The sequence below is a fragment of the Azospirillum aestuarii genome (assembly GCF_016632405.1).
Taxonomy (GTDB): domain Bacteria; phylum Pseudomonadota; class Alphaproteobacteria; order Azospirillales; family Azospirillaceae; genus Azospirillum; species Azospirillum aestuarii.
In genome coordinates this window covers 45,580-61,951 of record NZ_JAEPIV010000004.1, presented here as the reverse complement: position 1 = coordinate 61,951, position 16,372 = coordinate 45,580, and the positions used below count along the sequence as shown (strand labels likewise).

Genomic DNA, 16,372 nt, shown 5'->3' with positions numbered 1-16,372 from the left:
AGGCGGAACTGTATCGGCTCTATCGGGGCGAGAAGGATGGGGCGCAGCGTTCGCATCTGCAGATTATCTGGCTGCTGCCCCCGGAGCGCTCAGCAAAGCTTGTCTCCGAGGAGACGGGCTATTCACAGCGTTGGATCAGCGACGTCATCGGACGGTCGCTCATGCCATGCCTCTAGAGATGGTGTCAGAGACGGATACCGGCCGGATTCGCCGTCCAGCACGCACATGGCCATATGGCGGGCCAAGCCTCGCGGCCACGACAAAAAAAGGGGGGCGGTCCAGTGTCGATGGACCGCCCCCCTTTTACCAGGCGGCCGAAGCCGCGTTACGCCGCGTGGCTCAGCAGCGACGGGTCGACGTGGTCGAACAGCGGGTCATAGCCGGCGTCGACCGGCATGGCCCCGTACACGCTGTTCGCCACCGTCACATCGGCCAACGCCGCCGGAGCGGCCGCCGCCTGCTGGGCCGCGACGTGGCTCCACACGCTGTCCGTTCCGGCGTCGAGCGCCAGCGCCGTGGCCTCGCCGACCGGGGTGGCCGAGGGGAAGAAGCTCTTGTCGGCGTCGACCACCAGCGTGCCGTTCCACCACAGGCCGGACTGGCCCTTGACCACGTCCTTCCCGTCCAAGGCACCCTTGTCGTAGGTGACGATGCTGTCGGTGGCGGAGACAGACTTGCCGTTGATGGTGACCTTGTTGACGATCAGCGAGCGGTCCTGCCCGTTCACCACGGCGTCGTTGTCGTACTGGATCTGCACCTTGTGCGCCTGATCGGCGCTCAGGCTGGTGGTGAAGCTGTAGTCCTTGGCCGAGGTCCCGGCCACGCCCTCCCCGACCTTCTGACCGTCCACCAGCAGGTTGAAGTGGGCGTTCACCCCGCCGGCCGCAGCGCCGGAGGCGTTGACGGTGATCGTCGTGGTGCTGGGACCGCTCTGCGGCAGCGTGCCGCCCGCGGGAAACTCCTTGGCGGGGGCATCGACCACCAGCGTGCCGCCCCACCACATCGACGACTGGCCCTTGACCACGTCCTTGCCGTCCAGCGCGCCCTTGTCGTAGCTGACGATGCTGTCGGTCGGGTTGTGGGCGGTGCCGTTGATGGTGATCTTGTTGACGAACAGGTTGCGGTCCTGCCCGTTCACGAAGCCGTCGTTGTCATACTGGATCTGCACCTTGTGCGGCTGCCCGGCGGTCAGCGTGGTGGAGAAGCTGTAGTCCTTCGCCGCCGTGCCGACCGTGGCATCGCCGATGGCCTTGCCGTCCACCAGAACCTTGAAATGCGCGTTCACCCCGCCCGCGGCGGCGCCGGAGGCGTTGACCTTGATCGTCGTGACGCTGGCCGTCGGCGTCGTCGGAACGGTTGGTGTGGTCGTCGTGGTGTCCACCGCGAAGCCGGCGGAGGCGCCCGCCTTGCCCGCATTGCCGGCCAGATCGGTGTAGCTGCCCACCTTCACCGCCACGTTGGCGTCGGTGATCTTCGTGTTGGACGAGGGCGTGAAGACGGCGGTGTAGGTGGAGGCGTCCACCGTCTTGAAGCCGCTCAGCGTGCCGCCCTTCACCGTGGTGTCGGCCAGCGCGAAGCCCTTCACCGCCTCGCTGAAGGCGAAGGTGACGAGCGGCGCCTCGCCCTTGGTCACGCTGGTGTCGGCGATGCTCACCTTGACCGTGGGGGGCGTGGTGTCGGTCGGGGTGGGGGCCGGCGGGTTGGTCGGGGTGGTGGGCGTGACCGTCGTCCAGCCGGCGGTCGAGGGATAGGCCTGGGACAGGGTCGAATGCTCGTCCTGCGTGGTCGCGTTCATGTAGGCGGACCAGCTGTCGCCTTCCGGGAAGTCACCCCAGCGCCAGCGGTCGCCGTCCGGCATGTAGTAGGTGTTGTTGTCCCACACGTTGCCGCCGTTGAGCATGCCGGCTTCATTGTGGTCGGCGACGCCGCCCGACTGGCCGTTGCCGTCCTTGGAAACGATGATGTTGTCGTGGACCTTGTTGTTGGTCGTGGTCCAGGTCCCGAATTCCCCGGCGCCGCGGTCCTGCTGGATCATCACGATGCCGTTGGCGCCCTTGACCCCGGTGATGTCGATCTTGTTGCCGTAGGCTTCGACGTTCTGCGAGTTCTGGATCTGGATCGACCCGCCCCACAGCCAGCCCTCGGCCTGCGGCTTGGCGCCGTTGCCGACCATCACGTTGTTGCGGATGACGGCGTCGTAGCTGATCTCGTGGGTGATGCCGCCGCCGCTGTTGTTCACGAGCACGTTGTTCTCGTACAGCGTCCCGACATTGTCGATGTCGGTCCACAGGCCGAAGCCGGTGTTGTCGTGGGAATAATTGCCGCGGACCACCAGATCGGTGGTGTAGGCGAACTTGGTGCCGCCGCCCTCCCAGAACACGTCGATGCCCGACCAGGCGCCGTTGCGCGCGATCTCGTTGCCTTCGACCAGGATCTTGGCGCCGGCGCCGCCCAGCCCCATCTCGCCGTTGTCGTGGACGTAGTTGCCGATGAACTTGCTGCCGTCCTGCGCCGTGGCGCCGACCGCGTAGTTCAGCCGCAGTTCGTTGTCCTGGATGGTCCAGTTGACGTCGCCCTGGATGGCGCCTTCCTGCGCCGGCGGGGTGTATTTCTCGATGACGAGGTTCTTGACCGTCACGCCGTCCGCGGTGCCGCCGAAGGCGCGGGCGGTCGTCCCGGCCTCCACCTTGTGGCCCGCCGGGTTGTCGCCGAGGTAGATCTTATCGGCGTTGTAATCGAAGTAGAAGGTTCCCGCCTTCAGCTTCGACAGCGCGTCAACGGGGGTCAGCGGCTTGTCGTCGACATAGACGGTTTCCGGATAGCCGGCGCGCATCGCGCCGGGCGTCGCCTCGTCCGTCGCGCGACGCTCGCCCTGCTGGGTCTGCCCGCCGACCACCCAGCGCCCGGCGCTGTCCTGGGTGAAGCCGGTCAGCAGCTTCGACCCGTTCAGCACGGCGCCCTCGGCCCCGATGAAGGTCTGATTGTCCTTGGGCGTGATCGACTGGAGACGGTACTCGCCCGGCTGCAACCAGAAGGTCGCGCCAGCGGGAGCGCCATTGACGATGGACTGGATGTTGGCGCCCGGTGCTATGACGATCGCACCAGCGGGGGCCGTCAGCGTCTTAGGTCCGTACAGGTTGGCCATATGTCAATGCTCTCTTACGATGTTGTCTTCTGATATGAGTTCTCAGGCGTTTCGCCCTTTGGCATATGCACTTACTACCAATTCGGGGACGGTGGCCGGCGGGGCATTTTTGTGAGATTCCCGGCATCTTTTGCGAAGACTCCAGGAAGTCTCTGTTTTTCAAAAAGGAATCTTCCGCTTATCAAAGAGCGGGGAAGAGAATGGGAATTTTTGCTTGCGGCCTCTTCAAGCGCGAAAGCGCCATGCGTCGCGGGTGAAGCCCACCCGGCCCAGGGGGAAAGTCAGCCGACCAGTTGTGAAACGGGCGCGCCGGGGCGCGTCATCCGCTGGACGACGGCGCAAACCCGTTGAGACATCGAAAACGCGGAGGGATCAGTCGCCGCCGAACTGGCGGTCGATCCATTCGCTCACCGCCGCCGGATCGAAACGCAGGTCGAGCGGGATGGCGGCGACGGCGGCGCGGCAATGCTCGATGAAGGCGCGCTCCGCCCGGTTCATCTTGGACGCGGGATTCCACAGCAGATGGATGTCCACCGGCGCCACCCCTTCCTCCGGCGGCAAGGGCCACAGCAGGCCGTCGCGCACGTCGCGCTCCGCCACATGGCGGGGCAGCGGCCCGATTCCCAGCCCGACGGAGATCATCCGCCGCACCTCGTCCAGATTGACCGAGGCGCCGACGATCCGGCTCTCGATCCCCTCCTGCGCGCGGAAGACGGCCAGCGGCGACAGCACCCCGCCGATCTGGTCGGAGGTGAAGGAGACGAACCCCTCGCTGCGCAGGTCGCCCAGCGTCAGGCCGGTGCGGCCGAACAGGTGATGCCGCGGCCCGCAATAGAGACGGTAGATCTGGCGGGCGAACAGCGCGTGCTCGACCAACGGCGGCGGCTCCCGCATCAGGCAGAGGCCGAGCGAGCCGGTCTTCTGCTGGATCGCCATGTGGACGTCGGCGCTCGCCATCACGTCCAGCCGGAAGGTCACCTGCGGGTGGGTGGCGTGGAAGCGCTCCAGCAGGGCGTCGAACAGCAGCGACTGGATCCGGCTGGCCAGCAGGATTCGGATATGGCCGGAAATCTCCTCGCGGATGTCGCGCATCAGGACGGCGAAGCGGGAGATGTTGCCGTAGATCTCCAGCACCTCGGCGTAGATGATCTCGCCCGCCTCGGTCACGCGGAAACGGCCCTGCCCACGCTCGATCAGGCTGCGGCCGATCTGGTCCTCCAGCCGCTTCAGGGCCTGGGACACCGCCGGCTGGGTCAGCCCGAGACGCTGCGCCGCGCGGGTCAGCCCCTGCTCCTGCACGATCACCATGAAGGTGCGCAGCAGGTTCCAGTCGAGCTGGTGGCCGAGCCGCTCCAGATCGCGCGCCGTCATCGGGGGGAATCCCATCGCCATAAATCCTGCTTATGTCGGCAATGAGGATTATCGATTTGGCGGAAGATGAGAAGCTGAATTGTAATACACCGGTCGTCAGCGGTCGATCCCCGGCTTCGCCCAAACGGGCAAAACCGGGGTCCTAGTCCGAAAGTCGAAATCGCCACAGTGTCTGTCCGGAGATTTGCCGACACACACGGACGACTGCGCGGCGGAGTGGTAAGAACGGAGTCGTCATGCCCGCATCCCACGAGGGTGGGCGGAGCATTGCAGCCGTGGACCGGGATGCGATCCTGGGTGCGGTCGCGACGCTGCGCGAGGATGGAGTGCGCCTGCTGTCCGATCTGGTCCGGAGCCCCAGCCTGCTGGGGCAGGAAGGCCCGGCGCAGGATCTGATGGAACGGATCTTCCGGGACATGGGCCTGGAGGTGGACCGCTTCGCCATCGACGAGGAGGCGCTGAAGGCCCAGCCCGGCTGGTCCCCCTCGCTGATCTCCTACGAAGGCCGCGAGAACGTCGTCGGCGTCCACAAGCCCCGGCGCGCGACCGGCAAGTCGCTGATCTTGAACGGCCACATCGACGTGGTGCCGACCGGGCCGGAGGAGCTGTGGTCCGCCCCGCCCTTCGAGCCGGTGATCCGCGACGGGCGCCTCTACGGGCGCGGCGCCGGCGACATGAAGGCGGGCATCGCCGCCTACGTCATGGCCTTCAAGGCGCTGCGGAGCCTGGGCGTCCAGCCCGCCGCCCCGGTCTATCTCCAGTCGGTGGTCGAGGAGGAATGCACCGGCAACGGCGCGCTCGCCTGCGTCGCCCGCGGCTACAAGGCCGACGCCGCGGTGATCCCGGAACCCTTCAACCACACGCTCCAGATCGCCCAGGTCGGCGTGATCCGCTGCGAGCTGGAGGTGACGGGCCGACCCGCCCATGTGCTCGACACCGGCGCCGGGCTGAACGCCATCGAGGCGGCTTTCCGCGTGCTGAAGCACCTGAAGACGCTGGAATCGGCCTGGAACCACCCCGACGGGCGGCATCCCGCCTACGCGCACCATCACCACCCCTACAACCTGAACGTCGGGCACATCGACGGCGGCGAATGGGCCTCTTCCGTCCCCACCCGCTGCCGGATGGAGCTGCGCTTCGGCTTCCCGCCGGGCCGCGCCGCCGCCGAGGTCAGCGCCGAGATCGAACGCGCGGTGGCCGAGGCCTGTCGCGGCGACTCCGACCTCAAGGGGATCGACGCCCGCGTCATCTTCCGCGGCTTCCAGGCCGAGGGCTGCACGCTGGACCCCGATCACCCGATGCTGGAGGCGCTGGACGCCGCGCATCGGTCGATCTTCGGAACGCCGGCGCCGAAGCTGGCCCAGACCTGCACCACCGACGTCCGCAACTTCGTGCTCTACGGCGACACGCCGGCCACCTGCTACGGCCCGGAGGCGGAGCGCATCCACGGCATCGACGAGTCCGTCTCGCTCGACAGCATGGCGAAGGTGACCGCCGTGCTGGCCCTGTTCATGGCCGACTGGTGCGGCCTCGAATCCATCGATCCATAACGGTCGCGTGACGAGAATCAACAATAAGGGGGCTTCAGACATGAGCAATCGTTTGCGTCACTTTCGTCAAACCCTGACCGCCGCGGCGCTGGCGGCCGCCCTGGCGGCGCCGCTGGCGCTGACCGTGCCCGGCGTCGCCGTGGCGCAGGAGCGCGGCGGCACGATGAACATCATCGTCCAGCCGGAACCGCCGATCCTGGTGCTGGGCCTGAACCAGCAGGGTCCGACGCAGACGGTCGCCGGCAAGATCTACCAGGGCCTGCTGACCTTCGGCTTCGACCTGACGCCGCAGCCGGAGCTGGCGGAGAGCTGGGAGGTCTCGCCCGACGGCAAGGTCTACACCTTCAAGCTGGTGAAGAACGCCAAGTGGCACGACGGCAAGCCCTTCACCGCCCACGACGTGGTGTTCTCCACCTCCAAGTTCCTGATGGAGACCCACCCGCGCGCCCGCGCCACCTTCTCCAAATGCGAGAAGATCGAGGCGCTGGACGACTACACCGTCCGCTTCACGCTGAAGGAGCCGTTCGGCCCGTTCCTTCAGGCCTTCGAGGTGTCGTCGGCCCCGATGATGCCGAAGCACATCTATGAAGGCACCGACTTCAAGGCCAACCCGGCCAACGCCACCCCGATCGGCACCGGCCCCTTCAAGTTCAAGGAGTGGAACAAGGGCTCCTACATCCATCTCGTCCGCAACGACGAATACTGGAAGGCCGGCAAGCCCTACCTGGACGACATCTATTTCCGCGTGATCCCCGACGCCGCCTCGCGCGCCGTCGCCGTGGAGCAGGGCACCGTCCAGCAGACCCAGTTCAACGACATCGAGACCTTCGACGTTCCGCGCCTGAAGGGCCTGCCCAACGTCGAGATGACGACCAAGGGCTACGAGTTCTTCGCACCGCTGTCCTGGATCGAGATCAACACGCGCAACAAGCCGCTGGACGACAAGCGCTTCCGGCAGGCGATGATGCACGCCATCGACCGCAAGTTCATCCGCGACAAGATCTGGTTCGGCCTCGGCCGTCCGGCGACCGGCCCGGTGAATTCGGTCACCCGCTTCCACGAGTCCAACGTCCGGAAGTACGACTTCGACCCGAAGAAGGCCGAGGCGCTGCTTGAGGAGGCTGGCTATAAGAAGGGCTCCGACGGCACCCGCGCCAAGGTCCGCCTGCTTGTCATGCCCTACGGCGAGACCTGGACCCGCCTCGGCGAGTATGTGAAGCAGGCGATGAAGCGCGTCGGCGTCGACGTGACGCTGGAGACCACCGACGCCGCCGGCTGGGTCAACCGCGTGTCCAACTGGGACTACGACCTGAGCTTCAACTTCGTCTACCAGTACGGCGACCCGGCGCTCGGCGTGTCGCGCACCTACATCTCGGACAACATCCGCAAGGGCGTGATGTTCTCCAACACCATGGGCTATTCCAACCCCGAGGTGGACCAGCTGTTCGCCCAGGCCGCCCAGACCAACAAGGACGAGGAGCGCCGGCAGCTCTACTCCGCCGCCCAGAAGATCCTGGTCGAGGACGTGCCCGTCGCCTGGCTGCTGGAGATGGAGTTCCCGACCTTCGTGGACAAGCGCTTCAAGAACGCCGTCACGACCGCCATCGGCGTGAACGAGAGCTACGACAGCGTTTATATGGTGAAGAAGTAAGAAAAGGGAGCGGTTGCCCCCACCCCGGCCCTCCCCCGCTTCGCAGGGGAGGGGCTAAATTCCCTCCCCTGCGGGAGCGGGGGAGGGTCAGGGAGGGGGCAACACGCACCCGGGAGTGACAACATGCCCCGCATCGCCCTATTCATCTCACAGAGGCTGGTGAAGGCGGTCTTCGTCGTTCTGGCGATCGCCGTGTTCAACTTCTTCCTGGTCCACGCAGCGCCCGGCGATCCCGCCGCGGTGATGGCGGGCGAGGCCGGGGCCGCCGATGCCAAGTTCGTCGAACAGCTCCGCCAGCAGTTCGGCCTCGACCGCCCCCTGTACGAGCAGCTCGGCACCTACATGTCCAAGGTGGTGCAGGCCGACCTCGGCTACTCCTACCGCCAGCAGCGTCCCGTCTTCGACCTGCTGATGGACCGGCTGCCCGTCACCCTGTCGCTGACGCTGACCGCCTTCGTGCTGGCCCTGCTGGGCGGCGTGGCGCTGGGCACGCTGGCGGCGATGCGCGCCGGCACCTGGTCGGACACCGCCATCACCGTGGTCGGCCTGACCGCCTACGCGACCCCGATCTTCTGGATCGGCCTGATGCTGATCCTTCTCTTCTCGGTCAATCTCGGCTGGCTGCCCGCCTTCGGCACGGAGACCATCGGCGCCGGCTACACCGGCTGGGAGGCCTTCCTCGACAAGGCGAAGCACCTCGTGCTGCCGGTGACCACGCTCGGCCTCTTCTACATGGCCGTCTACACCCGGCTGACCCGCGCCTCGATCCTGGAGGTGCGCGACATGGATTTCGTCAAGACGGCGCGGGCCAAGGGCCTGCCGGAATGGCGCATCGTGTCGGTGCACATCCTGCGCAACGCCATCCTGCCCGTCATCACGGTGGCGGGGTTCCAGGCCGGGCACCTGATCGGCGGTTCCATCCTGATCGAGACCGTCTTCGCGCTCCCCGGCATCGGGCGCCTCGCCTTCGAGGCCGTGTTGCAGCGCGACTATCAGGTCCTGCTCGGCATCTTCCTTCTGACCTCGGTGGTGGTGGTGGTGTTCAACCTGCTGACCGACCTGATCTATTCCCTCGTCGATCCGCGCATCGAGGTGGCGCCATGACCGCCGCGGCCATCGCCCCCGCCCGCAAGGGCTCCGGCTTCTGGGGCGCCTTCGCCCGCAACAAGGGCGCGGTGATCGGTCTGGCCTTCCTGACCCTGATCGTCCTGATGGCGGCCTTCGCCGACGTGCTGTACCCGGACAGCCCCTGGGACATGACCGCCATGCCCTTCCAGCCGCCGCTGTCGGAGGACGCGCTGCTCGGCTCCGACACGCTGGGCCGCGACATCGCGGCGGGCATCGCCCACGGGGCGCGGGTGTCGCTGCTGATCGGCCTGACCTCGACCGCCGTCGCCGTCTTGATCGGCGTGTTCCTGGGGGCCGTCTCCGGCTTCTACGGTGGGCGCGTCGACGATCTGGTCATGCGCTTCACCGAGCTGTTCCAGACCATCCCGAACTTCGTTCTGGCCGTGGTGCTGGTGGCGATCTTCACGCCGTCGCTGACCTCCATCGTGCTGGCCATCGCCATCGTCTCCTGGCCGCCGCTGGCGCGGCTGGCGCGCGGCGAGTTCATGAGCCTGCGGAGCCGCGAGTTCGTGCACGCCGCGGTGACCACCGGCCAGTCGAACATGACGATCATCTGGCGCCAGATCCTGCCCAACAGCCTGTCCCCGATCATCGTGTCGGCCTCGCTGATGGTGGCGACGGCGATCCTGCTGGAAAGCTCCCTCTCCTTCCTCGGGCTCGGCGATCCGAACCTGATGAGCTGGGGCTACATGGTGGGCGCCGCCCGCACGGTGATCCGTCAGGCCTGGTGGATGAGCTTCTTCCCCGGCATCGCGATCCTTCTGACCGTGCTCGCCCTCAACCTCGTGGGTGAGGGGCTGAACGACGCGCTGAATCCCAAGCTGGCGCGAAAGGGCCGTTCCTGATGACCGAGACGCCTCTCCTCGACGTCCGCAACCTGACCATCGACCTGCCGCGCGGCGCCGACCGCCCGCACGCGGTCGAGGACCTGACCTTCACGCTGGAGCCCGGGGAAATCCTCTGCGTGGTCGGCGAGTCCGGGTCGGGCAAGTCGATGACCGCGCACGCCGTGATGGGCCTGCTGCCCAAGGCGGTGACGGTGTCGTCCGGCGAAATCCGCCACCAGGGCACCAATGTGTTCAGCCTGCCGGAGCGCGAGCAGCGCGCGCTTCGCGGCGGCCGCATCGCCATGATCTTCCAGGAGCCGATGACGGCGCTGAACCCGCTGATGCGGGTCGGTGACCAGATCGACGAGGTGCTGCGCTACCACACCACGCTCAATCGCGCCGCCCGCCGGGCGCGCGTGGTGGAGCTTCTCGCCTCCGTCGGCCTGCCGGAGCCGGACCATCTGCGCCGCAGCTACCCGTTCCGCCTGTCGGGCGGCCAGCGCCAGCGCGTGATGATCGCCATGGCGCTGGCGGTGGAGCCGGATATCCTGATCGCCGACGAGCCGACGACCGCGCTCGACGTCACCACCCAGAAGCAGATCCTGGAGCTGATCCAGGACATCCAGGCCAAGCGCCACATGGGCGTGATGTTCATCACCCACGACTTCGGCGTGGTGGCGGAGATCGCCCACCGCGTGGCGGTGATGCAACGCGGCCGGATCGTCGAGATCGGCACCGCCGAGGAGGTCCTGAACCGGCCACAGCATCCCTACACCCGCCAGCTCATCGCCGCCGTCCCGCACCTGATCGAGCACCGCGAGGACTTCACCCGCGCGCGCCAGCCGGTGCTGACGGCGGAGAAGGTGTGCAAGACCTTCCACCTCGGCGGCGGCTTCTTCACGCCGGGGCGCAAGGTGGTGGCGGGCGACGACCTGTCGCTGACCATCCACCAGGGCGAGACGGTCGGGCTGGTCGGCGAATCGGGCTCCGGCAAATCGACGCTGGGGCGTTCCATCGTCGGGCTGATCAAGCCGGATTCGGGCAAGATCCTGTTCGAAGGGGTCGATCTGCTGTCGCTGTCGCGCCCGGCCTTCCGGCCCTACCGGCGGCATGTGCAGATGGTCTTCCAGGACCCCTACGCCTCGCTGAACCCGCGCCACACCGTGGGCGACATCATCACCCAGGGGCCGGTGGCCTTCGGCGAGGACCGCCGCAAGGCGCTCGACAAGGCGAAGGCGCTGCTGTCCCTCGTCGGCCTCGACGCCTCGGCGGCGGAGCGTTTCCCGCACGAATTCTCCGGCGGGCAGCGCCAGCGCATCTCCATCGCCCGCGCCCTGGCGCTGGAGCCGAAGCTGCTGGTCGCCGACGAGCCGGTGTCGGCGCTCGACGTGTCGGTGCAGGCGCAGGTGCTCGACCTGCTGGAGGATCTGCGGCACCGGCTGAACCTGTCGATGCTGTTCATCACCCACGACCTGCGCATCGCCGCCCAGATCTGCGACACCATCGCGGTCATGCAGAAGGGCCGCATCGTCGAAATCGGCCCGGCGAAGGAGGTGTTCGGCAACCCACAGCACAGCTACACCCGCACTCTGCTGGACGCCATCCCCGGCAAGGGCTGGACCATCCCGGAGGACGTGATTCCGGTGACGCGGCGTTCGGCCGCTCTGCGCAACAGCGCCTGACGGCACGAGGATGAAAGTCGCCGTCATCGGGGCCGGGGCGGTCGGCGGGCTGATCGCCGCGCGGCTGACCGCCGCCGGGCTGCCGGCCTCGCTGGTCGCCCGGCGGCGGACGCTCGACACGCTGCGGCGCGACGGGCTGACGGTCGAAGGACCCTCGGGCCGTCCGGTGACGGTGCGGCCGCTGGTGACCGACGACACGCTGGCCCTCGGCCCGCAGGACGTGGTCGTGCTGGCGGTGCCCGCCCCGCTGCTGACCGACGTGCTGGACCTGCTTCTTCCCCTGCTGGGGCCGAAGACGCGGCTGGTCCCGGTGGTCGGCGGCATTCCCTGGTGGTACCCGGCGGACGAGGCCATCGGTGGCCCCCTGGGGGCAGCGCCCCTTGCATCGGTCGATCCCAAGGGGCTGCTGTCGGACGCAATACCGGCGGACCGCATCGTCGGCGCCGTCGCCCGCGTGGCGGTGGAGCGGCGCACGCCCGGTTACCTGCGGCATCTGGGCGGGCTGCGGCTCGCACTCGGCCCGGCGGCGGGGAGTGGAGGCGCCAGGGATCTGGCGGCTCTGTTCGGGGCGGGCGGCTTCAACGCGCTGGCCGTGCCGGACATCCGGGCGGAGGTGTGGACGGCGCTGCTGGCGCCCTTCGCCTTCGGCCTGCTGGGCCTCGCCACCGGGAAGACGGCGCAGGAGATCGCCCACGACGACGCGCTCCAGCCCAGCTTCGCCGCGGTGGTGGAGGAACTGCTGGCCTTGTCGGTGGCTCTCGGCCATCCGGCGACGGCGAAGGTCGAGGATGTGTGGACGATTGCCCAGCATCCGGGCCGCATCCGTCCGGCGCTGCGCGCCGACGTGGCGGCGGGACGGCGGGCGGAGATCGAGGCGGTGCTGGACGCGCCGCTGGAACTGGCAAACAGGGCGGGTCTGAGCCTGCCCACGGTGACCGGGCTGCTGACCGCGGTTCGCGCCGACACTCAACAATAATTCGGAATTGGGATCGGGATAGGGACCATGTCTGACCTGCGCATCGACGGCGACCGCCTGTGGCGGACCCTGATGGACCTCGCAAAGATCGGCGCGACGCCGAAGGGCGGCCTGTGCCGGCTGGCGCTGACCGACCTCGACCGGGAGGGGCGCGACCTCTTCGTGCGCTGGTGCGAGGAGGCCGGCTGCACCGTGACCGTGGATGAGGTGGGCAACATCTTCGCCCGCCGTCCGGGCCGCAGCCCCGACCGCCCCGCCGTCTGCATGGGCAGCCATCTGGACACCCAGCCGACCGGCGGCCGCTTCGACGGCATCTACGGCGTGCTGGCCGGGCTGGAGGTCATCCGCAGCTTCAACGACCAGGGCATCGAGACGGACGCCCCCATCGACCTGATCGTCTGGACCAACGAGGAGGGCGCGCGCTTCTCCCCGCCGATGCTGGGCTCCGGCGTGGCGATGGGCGTCTTCACGCTCGACCATGTGCTGGACATCCGCGACACCGACGGCGTCCGCCTGGGCGACGAGTTGGCGCGAATCGGCTACAAGGGCAGCGTTCCCGTCACCGGCCACGCCATGGGCGCCTATTTCGAGGCGCACATCGAGCAGGGTCCGGTGCTGGAGGCCGAGGATGTCGAGATCGGCGTGGTGACCGGCGCGCAGGGCCAGCGCTGGTACGAGGCGACGGTGACGGGCCGCGAATCCCACGCCGGCCCGACGCCCATGCGCCTGCGCCGCGACGCGCTGGCCGGTGCCGCCGTGATGATGGAGGCGGTGGAGGCCATCGCGCTGGAGGTCGGCGGCGACGCCTGCTCGACCATCGGGCGTGTCCAGGTCCACCCGGACTCCCGCAACGTCATTCCCGGCCGCGTCTGGTTCACCATCGACCTGCGCAACCCGGACCCCGACGCGCTGTCCCGCATGGACGCGATGCTGCGCGAGCGGCTGGCCGCCATCGCGGACAAGCGCGGCCTGACGCTGGAACTGACCGATTTCTGGGCCTTCCCGACCACGCCGTTCGCGCCGGAACTGGTCGGCCATGTCCGCCGCTCGGTGGAGCGGCGCGGCCTCAGCCACCGCGACATCGTGTCCGGGGCCGGCCATGACGCGGTCTATGTCGCGCGCAAGGTGCCGACGGCGATGATCTTCATCCCCTGCGAGAACGGTCTCAGCCACAACGAGGCGGAGAACATCAAGCCCGAACACGCCGCGTCCGGCTGCGCGGTCCTGGCCGACGCGGTTCTGGCGACGGCCGGGTAACAGCTTTCTTTTCCCCCTCTCCCCCTGGGGAGAGGGCCGGGGTGAGGGGGTTGCGCTTTTGCCGAACGTGCCGCCATGCGCATCCCCCTCACCCTAACCCTCTCCCCAGAGGGGAGAGGGGAAACACATCATTCCGGGAGCCCTTCCATGCGCTACGTCTTTGCCGAGGCCCAGTTGCGCCATCGACCGCCGACCTTCCTGGTGCGCGGCCAGCCGAAGCCCTCGCCGGAGAAGGCGGAACGGGCGGAGGCGCTCGTCGGCTCCCTGCGGGCGCGCGGCGTGACGGTGGAGGAGCCGCCGTCCTACGGCGCCGGCCCGCGCGCGGCGGTCCATTCCGCCGATTACCTGCGCTTCCTGGAAACCGCCCACGCCCGCTGGTCGGCCCTGCCCGACGCGTCGGAGGTCATCGTCCCCAACGTCCATCGCAACACCGACATGGCCGAGTATCCCACGGGCATCGTCGGTCAGGCGGGCTGGCACATGGCGGACACCGCCTGCCCGATCGGCGCCGGCACCTGGGAGGCGGTCTGCGGCGGCGCCGACACGGCGGTCCACGCGGCGCTGATGGTGGCGAGCGGTCGGGAGCGCGCGGCCTACGCGCTGTGCCGCCCGCCAGGGCACCATGCGTCCCGCGACATGGCCGGGGGCTTCTGCTACATCAACAACGCCGCCGTCGCCGCCCAGGCGATGCTGCCGGTGCTGGCCCAGCAGGGCCGCGCGCCGCGCGTCGCGATCTTCGACGTGGACGTCCACCACGGCAACGGCACGCAGGCGATCTTCTACGAGCGCGACGACGTGCTGGTCGTGTCGATCCACGGCGACCCCAACAACTTCTACCCCTGGTTCGCCGGCTACGCGCACGAGCGCGGCAAGGGCCGTGGGCTGGGCAGCAACCTGAACATCCCCCTGCCCATGGGCACCGAGGAGTCCACCTTCCTCGACGCGGTGGACGGGGCGCTGACCCACATCGCCGCCTTCGGACCGGAGGCGCTGGTGCTGTCGCTGGGCTTCGACACCTACGTCGGCGACCCGCTGGCCTTCTTCAAGGTGACGACGCCGGGCTTCGCCGCGCTGGGCCGCAAGATCGCCGGCGCCGGCCTGCCCACCGTGGTTGTGCAGGAGGGCGGTTACGATTGCGATGCGCTGGCGGTGAATCTCGCCAGCTTCCTGGATGGTTTCGAGGGCGGGCTTACGGAGGCGGCACGATGATCGGCGCGGAAATCCCGGGCGCGGAAATTCTGGTCCGGACGCTGGTGGCGAACGGCGTCGACACCTGCTTCGCCAACCCCGGCACGTCGGAGCTGCACGCTCTCGCCGCCTTCGACTCTATGCCTGGGGCGCGCTGCGTCCCGACTTTATTCGAAGGGGTGGCGACGGGCGCGGCGGACGGCTACGCCCGCATGACCGACCGCCCGGCGGCCACGCTGCTGCATCTCGGGCCGGGGCTGGCGAACGGGCTGGCCAACCTGCACAACGCCCGGCGCGCCTGCGTCCCGATGGTCAACATCGTCGGCGACCACGCGACGTGGCACCGCGGCGTCGACGCGCCGCTGACCTCCGACGTGGAGGGGCTGGCGACGCCGATGTCGGCCTGGGTGCGCACGGTGCCGGACGCCGCCTCGGTCGCCGCGGACACGGCGGAGGCCATCCGCGCCGCGCTGACCCCGCCGGGCGGCGTGTCGACGCTGATCCTGCCCTCGGATTCCTCCTGGGACGACGCGGCGGCGGTGGACCCGATCGTCGTGGAGCCGCCCGCCCCCGCTGTTCCGGACGCCGCCGCCCTGCGCGCCGCCGCCGCCGCCCTGCGCGGCGGGGAGCGGGTGGTGGTCCTGCTGAACGGCCGCGCCACGCGGGCGGAAGGGCTGGCCCTGGCTGGGCAAATCGCCGCCGCGACCGGCGCCAAGCTCTACGCCCACACCGGCGCCACCCGCATCGAGCGTGGGGCCGGCCGCGTGACGGTGGAGCGCTTCCCCTACCCCATCGACCTCGGCATCGCCGCGCTGGCCGGGGCCAAGCACGTCGTCCTGATCGGTTCGGGGGAGCCGGTCGGCTTCTTCGGCTACCCCGACAAGCCCAGCCGTCTGGCGCCGGAGGATTGCCGCATCCACAACGTCGCCCCGCCGGGCAGCGATGCCCTGGCCGCCCTGCGCTGGCTGGTCGAGGCGGTGGGCGCCGCCGGGACGCCCGTTCCGGTGCAGCCCCTCGCCCTGCCCGAACCGGCGACCGGCGAGCTCACCGCCGACAGCGTCGGGCAGTCCCTGGCGGCGTTGCTGCCCGAGGGCGCCATCGTGGTGGACGAGGGGATTTCCTCCAGCCCCATGGTCTACACGGCCTGCGCCGGGGCGCGCCCGCACGACTGGCTGACCATCACCGGCGGGGCCATCGGCATCGGCATGCCGCTGGCGCTGGGTGCGGCCATCGCCTGCCCCGACCGCAAGGTGGTGACCGTCCAGGCGGACGGCAGCGGCATGTACACGCTCCAGGCCCTGTGGAGCCAAGCGCGCGAGCAGACCGACGTGGTGACCATCATCTTCGCCAACCGCCGCTACGGCATCCTGCAATGGGAACTGGGCAACCTCGGCTTCCGCGACATGGGTCCGAACGCCCGCAACTGCACGGAGCTGGGCCGCCCGGACCTCGACTGGGTGGCGCTCGCCCGCGGCATGGGGGTTGAGGGGGGACAGGCGACCGACGCGGAGAGCTTCAACCGCCTGCTGACGACCGCCTTCGCCCGCAAGGGCCCTTTCCTGATCGAAGCGGTGATCTGACGAACAACAACATCCCC

The 16,372-nt window shown here is 68.8% G+C and carries 11 protein-coding genes; 9 read left to right on the top strand and 2 right to left on the bottom strand.

Annotation, left to right across the window (positions count from 1 at the left end):
- Positions 1-325: 325 nt before the first annotated feature.
- Together JJL56_RS11425 and JJL56_RS11420 are read right to left on the bottom strand one after the other, a co-directional pair.
- A complete protein-coding gene (locus JJL56_RS11425; RefSeq protein WP_200485188.1) occupies positions 326-3,145 on the bottom strand; it encodes a carbohydrate-binding domain-containing protein in 2,820 nt (939 codons plus the stop codon).
- A gap of 372 nt (positions 3,146-3,517) precedes the next feature.
- Positions 3,518-4,516 carry a LysR family transcriptional regulator gene (locus JJL56_RS11420; RefSeq protein ID WP_200485187.1) on the bottom strand — a complete coding sequence of 333 codons (999 nt, stop codon included), beginning with the start codon at positions 4,514-4,516 and terminating at the stop codon, positions 3,518-3,520.
- A gap of 236 nt (positions 4,517-4,752) precedes the next feature.
- Between JJL56_RS11420 and JJL56_RS11415 the strand changes: the two genes are divergently transcribed.
- The 9 genes from JJL56_RS11415 (at position 4,753) to JJL56_RS11375 (ending at position 16,355) form a co-directional block, all read left to right on the top strand.
- The gene (locus JJL56_RS11415) at positions 4,753-6,066 is read left to right on the top strand and encodes a M20 family metallopeptidase (protein ID WP_211111837.1); all 1,314 of its coding nucleotides are present in this window, start codon (positions 4,753-4,755) and stop codon (positions 6,064-6,066) included.
- A 40-nt stretch (positions 6,067-6,106) separates the two neighbouring features.
- On the top strand, positions 6,107-7,717 hold the full coding sequence (locus JJL56_RS11410; RefSeq protein ID WP_145624585.1) for an ABC transporter substrate-binding protein: 1,611 nt from the start codon (positions 6,107-6,109) through the stop codon (positions 7,715-7,717).
- 123 nt (positions 7,718-7,840) lie between these two features.
- Entirely contained in the window at positions 7,841-8,821 is a 981-nt protein-coding gene (locus JJL56_RS11405; RefSeq protein WP_145624587.1) for an ABC transporter permease, read from the top strand.
- Positions 8,818-9,690, top strand: coding sequence for an ABC transporter permease (locus JJL56_RS11400; protein ID WP_145624588.1), 873 nt, complete (start codon positions 8,818-8,820; stop codon positions 9,688-9,690). Before JJL56_RS11405 ends, JJL56_RS11400 begins: the two co-directional genes overlap by 4 nt.
- Positions 9,690-11,354 carry an ABC transporter ATP-binding protein gene (locus JJL56_RS11395; protein ID WP_200485185.1) on the top strand — a complete coding sequence of 555 codons (1,665 nt, stop codon included), beginning with the start codon at positions 9,690-9,692 and terminating at the stop codon, positions 11,352-11,354. The genes JJL56_RS11400 and JJL56_RS11395 overlap by 1 nt, the downstream gene beginning before the upstream one ends.
- Positions 11,355-11,364: 10 nt before the next feature.
- Positions 11,365-12,330, top strand: coding sequence for a ketopantoate reductase family protein (locus JJL56_RS11390; protein ID WP_200485184.1), 966 nt, complete (start codon positions 11,365-11,367; stop codon positions 12,328-12,330).
- A gap of 27 nt (positions 12,331-12,357) precedes the next feature.
- Positions 12,358-13,587: a Zn-dependent hydrolase gene (locus tag JJL56_RS11385; protein WP_145624593.1), complete on the top strand. Its 1,230-nt coding sequence runs from the start codon at positions 12,358-12,360 to the stop codon at positions 13,585-13,587.
- Between the two features lie 147 nt (positions 13,588-13,734).
- Positions 13,735-14,796 (top strand): histone deacetylase family protein, encoded by a 1,062-nt coding sequence (locus JJL56_RS11380; protein WP_200485183.1) that lies wholly within the window; start codon positions 13,735-13,737, stop codon positions 14,794-14,796.
- A complete protein-coding gene (locus tag JJL56_RS11375) occupies positions 14,793-16,355 on the top strand; it encodes an acetolactate synthase large subunit (RefSeq protein WP_200485182.1) in 1,563 nt (520 codons plus the stop codon). The genes JJL56_RS11380 and JJL56_RS11375 overlap by 4 nt, the downstream gene beginning before the upstream one ends.
- The last annotated feature ends 17 nt before the right edge of the window (positions 16,356-16,372 follow it).